We start from the raw sequence: 16,212 nt of genomic DNA on the forward strand, positions 1-16,212 counted from the left end.
AACCTAATGGATCCAACCGCAGGTTGGCGTCACGCTGGCGGCACGTTGCCAGATTGCTCAGTTATTCTTAGATGACGATTGAACTAAACTCAACGTTTTAACAGTATCAACAGCACGCAAGAATTGATAGTCTTCCTCGTACATTTCAGTTAAGCGCTCTTGATCCAATTGTTTCTTAACAGCCATTGGTTTGCGCGCTGCATCTTTTTTATCTGATTTTTTCTTTTCTTCATTAAAGAAACTGTTCTTTCGACGCTCCGTTTCTGACACATCTAACGCATTTTTAAAATCACTCTCTCGTAACATTTCATGACGTTGAAGCTTTTCAATCTTTGCAGGCTCTACAACCAAATCTGGGGCAACCCCTTTACCTTGAATAGACCGACCACTTGGCGCATAATATCGCGCAATTGTCAGTCGAATAGCCCGCTCTTCACGTAATGGGGCAAACACATCGCCTTCGGGGATGCTTTTCTTTCCTCCAAACGGTACAACCACTTGTACAGTTCCTTTACCATAAGACTGTGTTCCTATCACTAACCCACGTTTATGGTCTTGAACAGCCGCCGCTAAAATCTCAGATGCCGAAGCCGATCCTTCGTCTATCAATACAACCAAGGGTATTCCTTTTGTAAGCCCGGTGGGTTCAACGTTAAACACCATATTTTGACTTTCATCGCGACCTTTAGACGACACCACTACTCCGCCATCCAGCAATTGATTACACATTTGAACACATTCGTTTAACAATCCACCTGGATTTGATCGAACATCAATCACTAATCCTTTAAGACTTTTACCCAGCTTGTTTTTTATATCTTTGATCGCAGTAATAAAATCTTTGGGAGCAACTTCATCAAATGTGCTGACACGGATGTAGCCTACATCTTGCAACATACCCCACTTAACAGAATTGATTTTGATCTCTTCACGCTTCATGGTTTTTTCAAGCATTTCACCATTACGGAACAGGCTAACTTTCACTTCCGTCCCTGCCTTCGTTCCGCGCAATTTGCGGATTGCATCATCGATGGATAAACCAAAGACATATTCGCCATCTACTTTAATAATATAGTCACCCGCTTTAATATCTGCACGATATGCAGGCGTATCTTCTATGGGGGCTATCACACGAATGGCACCACGATCAGGAACAATCTGAATACCAACTCCTAACATTGATCCCTGAGTATGCTCTCTAAATTCCTTATATTCCTTAGGTCCCATATAACTTGAATGGGGATCCAATGCAGATAACATGCCATTGATAGCGCCTTGAATCATTAATTCTTGATCAGGCTCTTCTACGTAATATTGCTTGATCACACTATAAATTTGTGGAAACAAGACATCTCTCAACACATCCAGTTTTTGCTGCTGTTCAGGAGTAGACGCCTGCTCTGGTTTTGGAACATCTTGTTTTGGAATATCTACAGTTTTATTTTCAGACGATGAAGACATTGCTCCACATGACGATAATAAAATAGCAATCAAACTAACACTGTACGACAACCGCATAATAAACTTACTCTTCATTTACATTTCCTGACACTAAAATCTGTTGGGGATCTATGGGCACTCCAGCGTTGCGAAACTCTACATAGACCCATTTTCCTTTTACCACTGCACCTATTTTTTGTCCACGGTACACTTTATCTCCTTGCTTGATATCAGCATTGCTAATACCCGCAACCAAGATAATATTCTCAAAATCTTTCTCAATCATTACTACATGTTCAAATTCTTTCATTAATCCTGAGAAAATAACAACTCCCCCAACGGGTGCATGGACATTTTGGCTTGCTTTAATATTATACACAACACCTTGTGATAATTTCTTATCCCCTTCACCAAACTTTCTAGACACTCCCCCTTTAACGGGTGGCATCATCGTCCAATTAAGTTTAAGTTTAGGACTATTGTCCGGCATTTCAGCATATAGATTATATTTTTTCTTTTCCTCTGGCAATCGTGGTTCTGCTAATTGTTCCACAGTTATGACTTTAACTTTTGCAATCTGCTCTCGCACCTTTATATTAGATTTAGACGCTCCCAACCTTCCCAATATAAACCGATGACGATCACTTTTTATCACCTCGGGCGTTGCACTTAATGATGACTGAGTTAATCGATGCCTATTAACTTCTTCTGTTAAGACACCATTGCAATTCACCACTGCAGTCGCAGGTTTTAAACCTCCATACACACATGCATTTATCAACGAACACCCAATCACAATAGGCATTATTCTATTAAACATTTCCCTGTCATCTCCGCTGGTTTTTCTTGTTTCATTATGCGTAAGACGGTAGGAGCCACATCACATAAGGCTCCTGCTGTTAATTTAAATGTAACATCTTTTTGAACCACAATAAACGGTACTGGATTCATTGTATGCGCAGTATGAGGCTGTCCTGATTTATCATCCCACAGCGTTTCAACATTTCCATGATCTGCCGTAATAATCATCGCACCACCGTTCTGCAAGATGGCTGCTTCCACCCCACCCAATTGTAAATCGATTGACTCCACCGCTTTCACACTGGCCTCCACCATCCCCGTATGCCCAACCATATCTGGATTAGCATAGTTGACCACGATCAAATCGTACGTTCCTATTCCTGAAAGCACAGCTTCAGTTATTTGATCTGCTGACATTGTCGGCTGTAAATCATAGGTCGCAACGTTAGGTGAAGGAATCAACATTCGATCTTCTCCTTCAAAAGGTACTTCTCGTCCCCCGTTTAGAAAGAATGTCACATGAGCATATTTCTCGGTTTCAGCCACTCGTAATTGTCGCAATCCTTTTGATGCAACGTATTCCCCCAATGTGTTAACTAACGCCTCTGGTGCAAAGCAAACATCCATCCATCCATCCAGCGTTTCAGAATATGAAACCATTCCAACTGCTTTTGAAATATTGGGCACTACCCCTCTATCAAATTCTTTAAACTCAGGATCCAGGATTGATGTTAACAGTTGCCGTGCTCGGTCTGCTCTAAAGTTAACCATAAACACAGCATCGCCGTCTTTGAATCCTTCATACCCCATCTTAATAGCCGGAACTATAAACTCATCAGTTATTCCATCTACATATGAAGCTTGAATATATTCGATAGGGTCTGGAAATGATACTCCGTTGCCATGTACAATTGTATCATAGGCTTTCCGAACTCGATCCCAACGCTTATCTCGATCCATTCCATAATAACGCCCCCCGATGGTATGAATCGTTCGCTTACCCTGCTGACAGAACTGTTGTATAAAGTCGATGGCTGATGATGGTGGAGTATCTCGACCATCTGTAAATGCATGAACGATGACTTCGATCCCTTCGGACACCATCACATCGTAAATTGCCTCCAAATGAGACTGATGGCTGTGAATCCCACCATCAGAAAGTAAGCACATCAAGTGTAATTTGCTTTTCTTGAATTGCAGATCACGTATTAAGTTTTGCAGCGCAGGAATTGCTTTTATGTATTCTGGAGTTTCAAATACTTCAGAGATTCTGGGCAATAGCTGTTTCACTAATCGTCCAGCTCCAATGTTAAGGTGACCGACTTCCGAATTCCCCATCTGCCCCTTCGGCAGTCCAACGAATTCTTCAGACGCTTGTAATTCAGTCCACGGATACGCCGCCAAGATTCTGTCATAATTAGGCGTTTTACTTAATAAAACTCCATTATGAGCACTTTCCCTAGAAAGCCCCCATCCGTCTAATATCGCCAATACAGTTGTTGTAATCACCGTTTACCCATTCGTTTTATTGCTAATTGTAAATGATTGCATCTCAAAAATCGAGATCTATGAAAAGAATATGCAAATTTACTCTTTATTAATCATTACTTAAGATAATAATACATTATCAAGTTAAGGTATCAGAATGCTGGCATTAAACATTACCCCCATCAATAAAGAAAAGACATTTGGCGAAAACGAGTTAATCGTCAGCCGGACAGATACCCGTGGGATGATTACCTACTGCAATCGTACATTCATAAACATTTCTGGATATTCAGAATTAGAATTACTTAGAAAACCTCATTCCATCATTCGACACCCCGACATGCCAAAAGCAGTCTTTAAATTACTTTGGGAGACCATTTCAAAAAATCAGGAAATTTTTGCATATGTAAAAAACATGAGCAAAGGCGGAGAATATTATTGGGTTTTAGCTCATGTAACCCCAACTCACGATCAAAGTGGTACTATCATTGGATACCACTCCAATCGCAGACGTCCTAAACGTAATGCCATAGATACCATAAGCAAAATTTATGCATCTCTATTAGATATCGAACTTAAAGCTTCTTCTACAACTACAGGACTTCAAAAATCATACGCGGAATTAAACAATATTATTAGTAGCAGCGGAAAAGACTACAATGAACTTATCTTATCCCTCTAGACAAATATTACAAACTTTAATCACGAGCACTTTGGCTATAGTGCTCATGGTTTATGGATTTCTCCATGAATCAATCGTTGAAATCATCTTAAGTGGCAGCTTAGGTTTTTTAACATTGCTGTTATACGTTGATGCCAAAGGCAATAAATATTTTTACGAAAATGCTGCGTTAGCTTTAAGCAAAATTAATAAAGGAGAGCTAGACTTACGTTTAGAAGTTAATAAATTCCCTTTGCGTTTTCATGAGTTATGTCAACAACTCAATGACGTTTCTGATATTATTGATGTAATGCACAGAGAGTCTCAAATGTCCATGAAAGCAATTGCCGAAGGAAAGCTCTACAGAAAAATTATGTTAACTGGACTATCTGGAGACTATAAAGCTAGCGCAACAGCGATTAACCAAACTATTGATAATTTTTATAATAAAAATCAAAAACTTCTTCAAAACACTCTAGAGTTTGAAACAACAATTAGCACACTTGTAAACGGCATAATTGATGCATCAGAAAAATTAATCCAAAACTTTCAAGAATTAAGCAAATCTTCATTAGCAAGTAAAAACAAAAGCTCTCAAGTCTTACTTGAGTCTGAAAATGCTGGGGAAATGATGAGCAACCTATCTCGTGCAAGTAACGAACTTTCAGAAGCGATTAATGATGTTAGAACTCAAGTCAATGACTCGAACAATGTTACAACAATCGCAGCAACAGAAATAAATGCTGCGGCCAACAACATATATCGACTAAAGGAATCATCGCAAGAAATTAACGACGTCATCGCCTTAATTACCGAAATTGCAGAGCAAACAAACTTATTAGCTTTAAATGCAACTATTGAAGCCGTTCGAGCCGGCGAATATGGAAAAAGCTTTTCTGTAGTAGCCGCTGAAGTAAAAAACCTAGCTAGTAAAACAATGATATCCAGCAACAAAATTGTTAATCAAGTCACCTTGACCCAAAACTATATTGATACAACAACAGAATCTATCGATAAAGTTTTAGATACTCTCAACCAACTCAAAGACATTTCAAACGATGTAGCACACTCTATTGAGATTCAAAGTAACACCACCCATCAAATGAGTCATAACATGTCAGGAGGCATGACCAATATTTTAAATGTAAATGAAACCATTCAAGATATGTCTAAGATTGCTACAGCCACATTTGATTCATCAAATCAAATGAGTAACAGTTTATCTGATTTAGCCATTAAGATAAAATTCGTAAAAGAGAATATGGATCAATTTAGCAACTTCATTCGTCAACCCTATTTATAACTTGTGGAGAATATGTATGCAGCTTCGACCGAAAATCACTAATGTGGAAAGGACGTTTGGAAAAAACTAATTAATCGTTAGTCGCACCGATTCGAAAGGATTATTAGAATACTGCAATCGATTGTTTTTAAATATATCAGGATATACAGAAGCAGAACTATTAGGGAAACCACACTCTATTATCCGTCATCCAGATATGCCAAAAGCCGTATTTAAATTATTATGGGAATATATTCAACAAGGAAACGAAATTTTTGCTTATGTAAAAAATCTGTGTAAAGACGGTGCATATTATTGGGTGTTAGCCCATGTTACTGCAACATTTAATGATAATAATGAAATTATTGGATATCATTCCAATCGTCGCAGCCCCAACAAAGACTCGCTTGAAAAGATTGCAACTATATACGCGAATCTTTTAGAAATCGAAAATAGTGCTCAATCCAGCACAGAAGGGCTCAAAAAATCTTACTCAACTTTAATGCAAGTTACTTCAACAAAAGGAGAAGACTACAATGAATTCATTCTTAAAATCTAAAATTGGATTATCTTTTTTTGCCGTTACGACCTCAAGCTTTTTGCTAGTCATAGCTCTATTCCTAGACATCAACAAAATAACGTTATTGTTTCTATCTTTAACTCTCCTAACGCTTACATTATTGCTAGGCGTGTCGCTTTATAAGGCCTTTCGTTCATTAAAATTCATTCCAGACATTTTATCTGAATGGACTAAAGGATCCTTGCAAAAACGATTCTCAAGCATTACAGATGAGTCAGTAATTGCTGAAGTAAAATGGGGGTTGAATGATTTTATTGATGTCGTAGATGCTCTTAATAGGGAAACGATCAATTCAATGCAAGCCATTGAAAATCACAAATACTATCGCAAGATCTTATCTGAAGGGTTGGGAGGTTCATTTCAAGATAATGCAAAAAATATTAATGATACAATCGAAAAATCTTACTTAAGAAATTTATCATTTAAACAAGCCGGACAAATTTTTGAAAGTAAAATCAAAGATGCTTTAACGACTGTTTCAAACGGAGTAATAGATGCGACAGACCATGCTGAAACACTTTTACAATCCGCAGAAAATACTCTTGAAAAAACGTCATCTGCAGAGGTAAAGTCGGAAAGTGCCGTAAATATGATGAATACTCTATTCACTGCAGTTTCTCAATTATCCAGTGCAATTTCAGAAATCAGTTTTAGAGTTACAGAATCAAATAGCATTACCACAGAAGCCACCAACCAAGCTGAAGACGTTTCTGCGATTATCATTCAATTAAAACAATCATCAGAAGAAATCAACGATGTTATTCAATTAATTACTGGTATTACCTCTCAAACAAATCTGCTTGCACTCAATGCTACTATAGAAGCAGCTAGGGCTGGTGAGGCTGGAAAAAGCTTTGCTGTTGTTGCAAATGAAGTTAAAAATCTGGCCTCTAGAACAGTAGAAGCTACTGAAAAAATAACTAAAAATATCAATCTTATTCAAAGTTATGTATCAAAAACAGTTGTTTCCATTGAAAATGTAATTGAAACAATTATTAAAGTCAGTAACGTTTCCACTGCCGTTGCAGCGGCTGTAGAAGAACAGAATGTAACCACTAGACAGATTAACCAAAATATGGAGCATGGCGCGACAAATATTAACGACGTAAATTCAGCTATGAAAAACATTGGGGAAGTTGCAGGAAAAACCTATAATTCTTCTAATATCGTAAAAGATCGATTAGATCAACTCTTAAAAGAATTTAACAGCTTAAAAGTAGATGTCGATCAATTCAGCGTTCATTTGCAATAGTTAAGTCAAACAAGCATACGTGGTTTATTCACTACGCATGCTTGTCACTTTTAACGCGTTTGGCGAATTGCTTCTGATAATACCATCGCGCCTGCCATTGCCACGTTTAAGGATCGCATTCCTGCTTTCATTGGAATTTTTAACAATGCGTCCGATTGATCCATTACGAATTGTGGCACTCCACAGGATTCTTGACCTAAGATTAAAACATCAGAAGGTTCAAACATAAAGTCATAATAAACATTTTCTGTATGCGGTGTTAAAAGCACTAATCGTCCAGTTTTTTGCGCATAGAACTCTTCCCAACTGTTGTGACGTTGAATCTGAACATACTCCAAATAATCCATCGCCGAGCGCTTAAATTTCGGAGAATTAAATGGAAAACCACAGGGCTCAATGATATCTACTGATACTCCTATGCAAGCACACATGCGTAAAATAGTACCTACATTTTGAGCAATCTCAGGTTGATATAACGCTAGTTTCATTCTGACACCTTCTGTTTTCGCTCATGCAATACAACGTATATACCGCCGATTCCGACCATCACAACCCCAATCCCTAATCGCACCGTTGGCGATGTATCGAATAGAAAGTAATTATAAATGGCTGCTATTACAACAGACACGTATGCTGTTTGCGCAACCAGTGTAGCCCTTGCGCGTCGATAGGCTAAAGCAATACACAATTGAGCAAAACCTCCTAATAAACCAATGATTCCTAAAGCAAACCATTCTATTTGAGAGGGCCAACCCCACCACAGAAACATTGGTACAGCGCTTATTAGCACGCAACCTAACGAAAAATAATAAACAATTTCCACACCAGTGTAATAATGGCGCAATTTACGATCCGTCACCATCAAGTACGCCGCACTGCACGCATATAACAATGCACATACACCCGGCCATAAATCTACATTTACCGATGGGTTCGTGATCACAACAACACCGCCAAAACCAACACACAATCCCACAATACGTTGCCATGTTAACGCTTCATGCAACAAAGGGATCGCTAAAATACTTATAAACAAAGGACTCGTAAAGCTAATCGCAGTTACATCCGACAGGTTTCCATGCATATACGCGTAAAACAAACAGCTTAAACCACACGTGCTAAACAGGCTCCTTAAGCCAAAATTTTTTACGACATTTCTATCTATGTGAGGTATTTTTTTATGCTTAACATAAAAATAAAGTATTAATCCAATTAACGGTATAAGGTTACGAAAGAATACAATTTGTACGGGGGCTGGGTTTAGCCCACCTAAATATTTTACAACTGTATTCGCAGTCGTAAATAAAAACATCGCAAACAACATATACGATATAGCAAACGATATACTTTCATGGGTGACATGTTTCGCGTCTTTTGGTATGGTCATTTTAACAACTCTATATAATGAATTAAAATACCGTATTCAGACATTTAAGGCAATAGACCATGCGATATGTTCCCCTGCACAATCGATTTAAATTACTGGACTGGTCACTGATTGGCAGCGTAACATTCCTAAGTGTGATTGGACTTGTCGTATTATACTCTGCCGCTGAAGGTGATTTTTTTCAGTGGTCATCCAAACAATTGATGCGTTTTGGTTTGGGTTTTGCCGTCATGCTATTCGTAGCCCTAACCCCCTGGAACATATGGCGATCACTTAGCTATGGCGCATATATCACCAGCCTTTTAATGTTAGTATATGTTGATTTATTCGGACACATTGGCATGGGTGCGCAACGATGGATCAATTTATATTTTATTCAATTACAACCTTCAGAAATTGTAAAAATCACCATTGTCCTTGCATTAGCACGATTCTACAGCAGTGTTCATTTTAAAACAGCGAACCTATCCAGCCATCTGTTTGTCATTATGACCTTTATCGCTATACCTGTTCTGTTAGTTCTGCGCCAGCCCGATCTGGGAACAGCTATGATTTTATTGACCGTAGGTTTAACATTAGTATTTATGGCAGGCTTACATTGGGGATATTTTGTAGGTGCCGGAGCCGCAGTTGCAGCAACAGCCCCAATATTATGGAACCATTTACATGAATATCAACAGAATCGTATTCTGACATTTTTAAATCCAGAAAACGATCCGTTAGGCACAGGATACCACATTATTCAATCTAAAATAGCCGTAGGATCTGCCGGAATTCTTGGTAAAGGATTCATGAATGGATCCCAAAACAAACTGGATTTTTTACCCGAAAAACAAACAGATTTTATATTCACAACGTTCACAGAAGAGTTTGGGTTTATTGGAGCGATTCTATTAATCAGCGCATATACATTTCTTTTTTATTGCTGTTATCGAATTGCTCTGCGATTCCATCAAACGTTCCCACGGTTGATGGTTACGGGATTAATCATGACCTTTTTCTTGTATTTTTTTATTAACATCGGCATGGTCATTGGCGTTATGCCTGTTGTTGGGGTTCCCCTGCCCCTAATGACATACGGGGGTACCGCAACCTTAACAATGATGACTAGCATTGGTCTGATATTATCCGCAGACTTGTCTCATCGCATGAAACGTTCGATTTTGTAATTAATGGCAGACTCTTTTTAGAAGTGCATTTATTATTCGTCTAACTCCTCTAAACCTAGATCTTGCGCGCAATGCTTTTTTTACGCCTGAACTCGGATTGTACTTTATAGGTAAAGTATTCTGACCTCCATTAATAATAATTCCGTTTCTAACCTCTGCCCACAATTGCTGACCATTTTCCAATATTTTATGGTACCAATCATGTCCGCTATTTTGACATCTACCAAGATAACTATCTCCACTTCTTGCTGTCGTGAGTATTAAATCTCGATTTATACTGGTATCCGACAAGTGCCCAGTCCCATACGTTCCCTCAATATCAACAGGATAATCACCTAAAAGATTAGTATAACGATCAATATAGTGATCCCATAATTTCCAAAGCTCTTTGTAATGATCTGGATTTGCTATCATAGCCGTTAGTAAATCTATGGTTTCTTGTACATCAAATTCGAACTCGTTTTTATAAAACTCAATAAAAGCGATCATTCCCAAAAAGGCTTGCTTTGAAGAAATATCACCTTTTACGTTTCCACCAATAAAAGTAATTGCACCTTTCCAATCACCGCCTCTAGATTGGTCTAAAGGGGTATAGATTTCTTTTCCTCCTTGAAGGCGAGTTCCCAAATCCATGGAACTTAAAATACAAGTAACATCTAAATCCTCTGTTGGAGGATGAACGCCTATTAACTTTCGGTCTACAAGCTCTTGTAAAAACCATAGAGCCGCTACGTATGATTCTGATATTTTCATTTGTTTACTTGTTGGTTGCCCTCGACAACCTACCAGATTATACTCAGTCAATACAACACATTCACCTGTTGTACAACGTCTGCTTGACCTAAATTAATGGCGGCTTCTTGAAACTTTGGGGCGCCTAATTTGGGTTGAGCATTATTTCCAAAAGCAAAACCTTCCATGGGAATACCTACGAAATTTCGTTCAAAATCATAGGATCGGTTTTCATCATGGTATAACATCATTGCATATGCACCTTGGGGTAAATCGTCTATTGTTACTTTGATCATCCCATCAATTGGAGCATTTTCTGATTTTTCAAGATCAAGGATCACTCTGTAATCTGCTGAGTTTTTCATTAAATATGCGTCTGGATTATTCCATAAATAAACCATTAAATTGCCTTTTAATGATCGCAGGTGACCCACTTTTAAGGTCAATGTCTCTGCCTGAATTGAATTACTAACAACGCCGATAAAAATAAATAAAGCAGTTAAGATTTTTTGCATGATAAATATTCCTGGAACTTTATTGATTCTAGTCGTAAAATGATTAATATTATATTAACTTTGTAAAAATATGGCAACATGTCATGTTTTTTGATATTTAAATTATTTTTCAGGAGACCTTGTCGTGCACGATTTAAAATGGATTCGTGAGCATTCAGAAGCCTTTGATCAAGGGCTTGCAACCAGAGGGATAGATCCCCTTAGCCAACGTATTTTAGCATTAGATGAATCTCATCGTGCTGCAGTTTCAGAAATGCAAGACTTACAAACGCAGCGCAACAGCCTTGCAAAAGATATCGGAACCGCAAAAGCATCAGGGCAAGATGCCACAGCATTACTGGAAAAAAGCAATTTTATCAAAGTTCGCCTACCCGAATTAGAACACCATGAAAAGGCGTTAAAAGACGAATTACACGGGCTGTTAATGTCGATTCCGTCAATTCCATATCACGAAGTACCTGTGGGCGCTGACGAAACATTCAACCAGGAAATTCGTCGTTTTGGAACTCCTAGAACATTTGATTTTACGCCGCTTCCTCATTATGAATTGGGTGAAGCTTTGGGTGAAATGGACTTTGAACGTGCCGCCAAAATGTCAGGATCCAGATTTGTGATTTTACGAAATCAATTAGCAAAACTGGAACGTGCATTAGCAAATTTTATGTTGGATGTTCATACCACAGAATTTGGGTATCAAGAAATTTCTCCACCCACATTGGTGCGCAGCAATGCCCTGTACGGAACGGGTCAATTACCAAAATTTGAAGACGATCAATTTAAAACAACATCCGGTTATTATTTAATTGCCACTAGTGAAATTCCGCTAACCAACATGATGATGGATGAGATCATTCCAACCGATCAGCTACCGTTACGGTTTACGGCTCACACACCCTGTTATCGTCAAGAAGCAGGCTCTGCCGGTCGAGATACTCGCGGAATGATTCGCGTTCATCAATTTTCTAAAGTTGAATTGGTATCTATAACAACTTCAGATCAATCTAGCCACGAACACGAACGCATGGTGAGTTGTGCAGAAACAATCTTACAACGCTTAGAACTTCCCTATCGAACTATGTTGCTATCAACAGGCGACATGGGATTTTCCGCAAAAAAAACCTATGATTTAGAAGTATGGCTACCTTCACAAGATGCTTATCGAGAAATCTCAAGTTGCAGCAACTGCGCTGATTTCCAAGCACGCCGAATGAATGCACGATACAGAGACGATACTGGACACTTGCATTTTGCCCATACTTTAAACGGTTCTGGACTTGCTGTCGGGCGCACATTAGTTGCAGTCCTTGAAAACTATCAACAAAAAGACGGTAGTATTATGGTACCAGAGGTTTTACGCCCCTTTATGAATACCGATATTATTGAACCAGTTAGGTAAATTATGAACACACCCATCGCCTATGCTAACTTAATGTTATTAACCTTACTGGTTCTTTTGGGATCCGGTTGTTCACGTGGATCAGATGAATCTCCAGTCTCGTTTGAAGAGCGAAGCACCCGCCATACAGAAAATATGACGCCCGAAGAATGGGAGTCATTTAAGAATAAAGCCATTGAGTCCATCATTCGTAAATATACGGGAGAGACAAAGTCAGGATCTGGAAGAATTCATGTTTCGGAGATTCCATCATCGTCTTCAATTATAGAGTCTGCTCCTGTTACACATTCAGAGCCTGCAATGAAACCGAGAGAGACTTCTTCTCATAGCAAACTAGATGTCCCTGAAACACTGGCTCCATCCGCATTACCTGCAATTAAATCTCCCCCAGTAAAATCTGAACAAAAGACTCAGGAAAAGGTAGAGCGTTACTCTCAGTTAAAAATTAAACCTGAGGAAACAAAAGGCAAGCAATACAAGGTTCCACCCAATGCCGTAGCACAAGCAGAATCTGCAGCAATTACAGCACCTCAGCCTACTCAACCTGTATATGCATGGCCGGTCAAAGGATCTGTCAGCAAAGGGTACGGATCATCCGACAAAGGAACGAACAACGGCATTAATATTAAAGCAAAGGCAGGTAGCCCCGTTGTTGCGATTGATAACGGAAAGGTCATTTTCGTCGGTGCTATCAAAGGTATGGGAAAAGTTGTGCTGATCGAACACTCCAACCAAATGATCGCAGCCTATGCACAAGTTGGCGGTATTTCTGTGCGTGCGAATGATACGGTAAAGAAAAGCCAACGCATCGCTGATATCCTTGCAACCGAAGGGAGTGACGGCGAATTGCACTTTGAATTACGCAAAGGAACAAAAAGCCTTAACCCAATGGAATATCTTCCAAAATAAGATCTACATTACGTTAGGCGGCTCAGGCAAATCGCTTTGCGATTTGATGACGATGGCTATCGTCTGGCGCATCGCGCCCCTGAGCCGCATAGCTGCGGTGGTTGAGTCACAAACTAATATGTCATTGCGAATCGAAGACTAACCTATGGAGACGCAACGTCACGTTACCTAAGAGAGCATGCCTATTTAGAGCCCTTGGGTACAGCATCACGCTCTGCCCTGACACATAGTTTCGATGGTGTGGACATTGTAACATGTGCCTCGGAACTAGAGAGGTTTGAGAAGCTGCGAGTGCCAATACGGCACCCCTCGCCTCATCAACTTTCTTGATTGTATGCAACCTCAGGTTTCCAGAAGGCGAACCTACGCCGTCTTCTGGTATAAAAATCCGTGTCTGGTCGGATTGGATCCAGTTAATGGGTGCAGCGTCACGCTGCCTAGATCGTTTTCACTTTGTACTTATCTTCGTACAAGGGCATGCCCATTAGGCAGAAAACAGCTGCGACCATTAATAAGATTCCGGGAGCTGCAAGGTCGTGAGTTAGCTCAATCAAGCCTGTTGCCAATAAGGGTGCACTTCCCCCAAATAATGCCATGCTGATGTTATGGGACACTGACAATCCCGTAAAGCGCAAATGGCTTGGGAAGATTTCTGATAGTCCCGCTGGGATCACACCAAAGAATAATCCAATATGAACGGCTAAAATAAACTGTGCCACCAATGGTCCAAATTCCCAATTAACATGGAATAATTGGAATATGGGATACCCACCGATTAACAGTATTCCAGCAACATACATGAACACTGTTTTGCGCCCGTATCGATCTGACAATGCTCCACCAACCAATGTCGTCAACGCGAAGATAACCATATTAAACGTATTTATTTTCATGGCATAATCCGCATCTAATCCCAGATATACTGGACTTTGCAAGTATGTTGGAAGAAATATCACCAATAAAAAGAACCCAATCGCTGTGATAAAATCAATCAACACAACACTGACAATGCTGCGGCTGTGCTCTGTAAACAGTTCTTTTAATGGAAATGCATGGGATTTTCGTTCAGCCTTGTGGTCTAAATATGTTTTAGGCTCTGCAACATTTTTACGAATATAGGTTCCAACCAGTGTTCCAGCCAATGTTAATACAAAGGGAATGCGCCATGCGCCCGCCAAAATTTCTTCCGGGCTATACACCGTTGTACACATCAATGAAACCAATGATCCAAGAATGACTCCAAATACGCAACTGAACGTTGCCCAACTGCCGATCAATCCACGTTGATGAGGTTGAGCAGATTCGATCATAAAGACCATGGATCCTGTAAACTCACCGCCGATGGCAAAGCCTTGCGCCACCAATAAGATGCTCAATAGTACCGGAGCTAACACACCAACGCTTTCATATGTGGGCAAACATCCAATCAATACCGTTGGAATCGCCATCACGAAAATAGATAGCAGCAATGCATTTTTGCGACTAAACTTATCCCCGATGTGCCCAAATATGATAGCCCCCAAAGGTCTTGCAATAAATGCCATTCCAAACAGTGCAAAGGCTTTAATTAACCCCACAGTTTCACTGGAACCTGGAAAAAACAACTGACTAATTGTTGGGGCAAAAAATCCAAAAATAACGAATGCATACCATTCTAATGCATTACCAATCATGCATGACAAAATTATTCGAACCATTATTTATCCTTTTTAAAACCGATTTTACAGCATGACGCTGTACCCTTGAGGTAAATCCGATGTGATCGGACACGGATTATAAGTAGCAAATACAGGAGTTATTCCAACATTCGCAAGTTCACTTTATCCGTGATTTACCCTATTTCTAACATAAAAGCTTACTTGAGTAAAACTTTCCCAAGTGTTAACACCAAGATTTTTTTTGGTTCAAAAGGTAATAGTGTTGCCGCACACGCATTTAGTGTAGCACCCGTCGTCAAAACGTCGTCCACAATCATAATGGATTGACCTTGAATTTTATCTATAAACGTTGGATTCACTTCAAAGGCTTCTCGCATATTTTCAAAACGACTTTCTCGGTCTTCATGCCCTTGTGAATAGGTATGTTTTACACGAATCAATCCATCCAACACATAGGGCTTACCTGTAATTTTCCCAATGGCTTTGGTTAACTCTGCCGCTTGATTATACATCCGTTGTCGCAACCGTTTGGGATGCAATGGCACTGGTATCATCACATCCGTTTCCAATAATGCATTGGCACCATAATCTGCCATCCACTTACCCAGTACCGGAGATAAACTTAATCGATCACCGTGCTTATATTGCAAAATTAATTTCTTACTGTAATAGTCATAAACAAAAATGCTGCGCGCATGTTGAAATAAAAAATGATCGTGAAGACATGCTTTGCAAATTTCTTTTGAGAATTTTAGGGGCGCCCCACATTTATGACAATACGGGTCTGAAATAAATTGAATCTTTGAAAAGCCCTCTACGGACAATCCCCTAGCATCTTGAACCATGCGCCCTGTCATAACACATCGATTTGGAAGAAAAAGATTTAATAGCCGTTTCATGATAACTTATATGAGACATTCATTACAGAACGTCTCATATAAT

At 39.4% G+C, this 16,212-nt stretch carries 16 protein-coding genes; 7 read left to right on the forward strand and 9 right to left on the reverse strand.

Annotated elements, in window-relative coordinates; genetic code table 11:
* Nucleotides 1–57: 57 nt before the first annotated feature.
* Genes CPBP_RS01595 through gpmI form a run of 3 tightly spaced genes read right to left on the reverse strand, consistent with a single transcriptional unit; the run spans nt 58 to nt 3,750 of the window.
* Nucleotides 58–1,536: a S41 family peptidase gene (locus CPBP_RS01595; protein ID WP_350332305.1), complete on the reverse strand. Its 1,479-nt coding sequence runs from the start codon at nt 1,534–1,536 to the stop codon at nt 58–60.
* Nucleotides 1,526–2,260, reverse strand: coding sequence for a murein hydrolase activator EnvC family protein (locus CPBP_RS01600; protein WP_350332306.1), 735 nt, complete (start codon nt 2,258–2,260; stop codon nt 1,526–1,528). Before CPBP_RS01600 ends, CPBP_RS01595 begins: the two co-directional genes overlap by 11 nt.
* The gene (gpmI, locus tag CPBP_RS01605) at nt 2,245–3,750 is read right to left on the reverse strand and encodes a 2,3-bisphosphoglycerate-independent phosphoglycerate mutase (RefSeq protein ID WP_350332307.1); all 1,506 of its coding nucleotides are present in this window, start codon (nt 3,748–3,750) and stop codon (nt 2,245–2,247) included. Before gpmI ends, CPBP_RS01600 begins: the two co-directional genes overlap by 16 nt.
* A 136-nt stretch (nt 3,751–3,886) precedes the next feature.
* On the opposite strand from gpmI, the gene CPBP_RS01610 reads away from it, so the two are divergent.
* The 4 genes from CPBP_RS01610 (at nt 3,887) to CPBP_RS01625 (ending at nt 7,504) form a co-directional block, all read left to right on the forward strand.
* Nucleotides 3,887–4,411, forward strand: coding sequence for a PAS domain-containing protein (locus CPBP_RS01610; RefSeq protein ID WP_350332308.1), 525 nt, complete (start codon nt 3,887–3,889; stop codon nt 4,409–4,411).
* 46 nt (nt 4,412–4,457) lie between these two features.
* Nucleotides 4,458–5,693, forward strand: coding sequence for a methyl-accepting chemotaxis protein (locus CPBP_RS01615; RefSeq protein ID WP_350332309.1), 1,236 nt, complete (start codon nt 4,458–4,460; stop codon nt 5,691–5,693).
* Nucleotides 5,694–5,766: 73 nt separating this feature from the next.
* Nucleotides 5,767–6,231, forward strand: coding sequence for a PAS domain-containing protein (locus CPBP_RS01620; RefSeq protein WP_350332608.1), 465 nt, complete (start codon nt 5,767–5,769; stop codon nt 6,229–6,231).
* Nucleotides 6,209–7,504, forward strand: a complete 1,296-nt coding sequence (locus tag CPBP_RS01625; RefSeq protein ID WP_350332310.1) for a methyl-accepting chemotaxis protein — start codon at nt 6,209–6,211, stop codon at nt 7,502–7,504. Before CPBP_RS01620 ends, CPBP_RS01625 begins: the two co-directional genes overlap by 23 nt.
* Nucleotides 7,505–7,554: 50 nt before the next feature.
* Here CPBP_RS01625 and CPBP_RS01630 read toward each other — a convergent pair whose 3' ends face one another.
* A complete protein-coding gene (locus CPBP_RS01630; protein ID WP_350332311.1) occupies nt 7,555–7,992 on the reverse strand; it encodes a tRNA (cytidine(34)-2'-O)-methyltransferase in 438 nt (145 codons plus the stop codon).
* Nucleotides 7,989–8,891: a DMT family transporter gene (locus tag CPBP_RS01635; protein WP_350332312.1), complete on the reverse strand. Its 903-nt coding sequence runs from the start codon at nt 8,889–8,891 to the stop codon at nt 7,989–7,991. Before CPBP_RS01635 ends, CPBP_RS01630 begins: the two co-directional genes overlap by 4 nt.
* A 59-nt stretch (nt 8,892–8,950) precedes the next feature.
* On the opposite strand from CPBP_RS01635, the gene rodA reads away from it, so the two are divergent.
* Nucleotides 8,951–10,060: a rod shape-determining protein RodA gene (rodA, locus tag CPBP_RS01640; protein WP_350332313.1), complete on the forward strand. Its 1,110-nt coding sequence runs from the start codon at nt 8,951–8,953 to the stop codon at nt 10,058–10,060.
* Here rodA and CPBP_RS01645 read toward each other — a convergent pair whose 3' ends face one another.
* Complete coding sequence (locus CPBP_RS01645) at nt 10,061–10,813, reverse strand: hypothetical protein (protein WP_350332314.1); 753 nt, start codon at nt 10,811–10,813, stop codon at nt 10,061–10,063.
* A gap of 47 nt (nt 10,814–10,860) precedes the next feature.
* Complete coding sequence (locus CPBP_RS01650) at nt 10,861–11,307, reverse strand: DUF2141 domain-containing protein (protein WP_350332315.1); 447 nt, start codon at nt 11,305–11,307, stop codon at nt 10,861–10,863.
* Between the two features lie 124 nt (nt 11,308–11,431).
* On the opposite strand from CPBP_RS01650, the gene serS reads away from it, so the two are divergent.
* On the forward strand, nt 11,432–12,703 hold the full coding sequence (serS, locus tag CPBP_RS01655; protein ID WP_350332316.1) for a serine--tRNA ligase: 1,272 nt from the start codon (nt 11,432–11,434) through the stop codon (nt 12,701–12,703).
* 3 nt (nt 12,704–12,706) lie between these two features.
* Entirely contained in the window at nt 12,707–13,612 is a 906-nt protein-coding gene (locus CPBP_RS01660) for a murein hydrolase activator EnvC family protein (RefSeq protein ID WP_350332317.1), read from the forward strand.
* Nucleotides 13,613–14,049: 437 nt separating this feature from the next.
* Here the strand turns inward: CPBP_RS01660 and CPBP_RS01665 are convergent, their stop codons facing one another.
* Together CPBP_RS01665 and CPBP_RS01670 are read right to left on the reverse strand one after the other, a co-directional pair.
* A complete protein-coding gene (locus CPBP_RS01665) occupies nt 14,050–15,309 on the reverse strand; it encodes an MFS transporter (RefSeq protein ID WP_350332318.1) in 1,260 nt (419 codons plus the stop codon).
* Between the two features lie 158 nt (nt 15,310–15,467).
* Nucleotides 15,468–16,169 (reverse strand): ComF family protein, encoded by a 702-nt coding sequence (locus CPBP_RS01670; protein WP_350332319.1) that lies wholly within the window; start codon nt 16,167–16,169, stop codon nt 15,468–15,470.
* Between the last annotated feature and the right edge of the window lie 43 nt (nt 16,170–16,212).

This window comes from Candidatus Bodocaedibacter vickermanii (genome assembly GCF_014896945.1).
Lineage (GTDB): Bacteria > Pseudomonadota > Alphaproteobacteria > UBA6184 > UBA6184 > Bodonicaedibacter > Bodonicaedibacter vickermanii.

Bases quoted from the DNA above. Each gene is read 5' to 3' on its own strand.
- CPBP_RS01595 (WP_350332305.1), bottom strand. From the start codon at position 1,536: ATGAAGAGTAAGTTTATTATGCGGTTGTCGTACAGTGTTAGTTTGATT.
- CPBP_RS01600 (WP_350332306.1), bottom strand. From the start codon at position 2,260: ATGTTTAATAGAATAATGCCTATTGTGATTGGGTGTTCGTTGATAAAT.
- CPBP_RS01610 (WP_350332308.1), top strand. From the start codon at position 3,887: ATGCTGGCATTAAACATTACCCCCATCAATAAAGAAAAGACATTTGGC.
- CPBP_RS01615 (WP_350332309.1), top strand. From the start codon at position 4,458: ATGGTTTATGGATTTCTCCATGAATCAATCGTTGAAATCATCTTAAGT.
- CPBP_RS01625 (WP_350332310.1), top strand. From the start codon at position 6,209: ATGAATTCATTCTTAAAATCTAAAATTGGATTATCTTTTTTTGCCGTT.
- CPBP_RS01630 (WP_350332311.1), bottom strand. From the start codon at position 7,992: ATGAAACTAGCGTTATATCAACCTGAGATTGCTCAAAATGTAGGTACT.
- CPBP_RS01635 (WP_350332312.1), bottom strand. From the start codon at position 8,891: ATGACCATACCAAAAGACGCGAAACATGTCACCCATGAAAGTATATCG.
- rodA (WP_350332313.1), top strand. From the start codon at position 8,951: ATGCGATATGTTCCCCTGCACAATCGATTTAAATTACTGGACTGGTCA.
- CPBP_RS01645 (WP_350332314.1), bottom strand. From the start codon at position 10,813: ATGAAAATATCAGAATCATACGTAGCGGCTCTATGGTTTTTACAAGAG.
- CPBP_RS01650 (WP_350332315.1), bottom strand. From the start codon at position 11,307: ATGCAAAAAATCTTAACTGCTTTATTTATTTTTATCGGCGTTGTTAGT.
- CPBP_RS01660 (WP_350332317.1), top strand. From the start codon at position 12,707: ATGAACACACCCATCGCCTATGCTAACTTAATGTTATTAACCTTACTG.
- CPBP_RS01665 (WP_350332318.1), bottom strand. From the start codon at position 15,309: ATGGTTCGAATAATTTTGTCATGCATGATTGGTAATGCATTAGAATGG.
- CPBP_RS01670 (WP_350332319.1), bottom strand. From the start codon at position 16,169: ATGAAACGGCTATTAAATCTTTTTCTTCCAAATCGATGTGTTATGACA.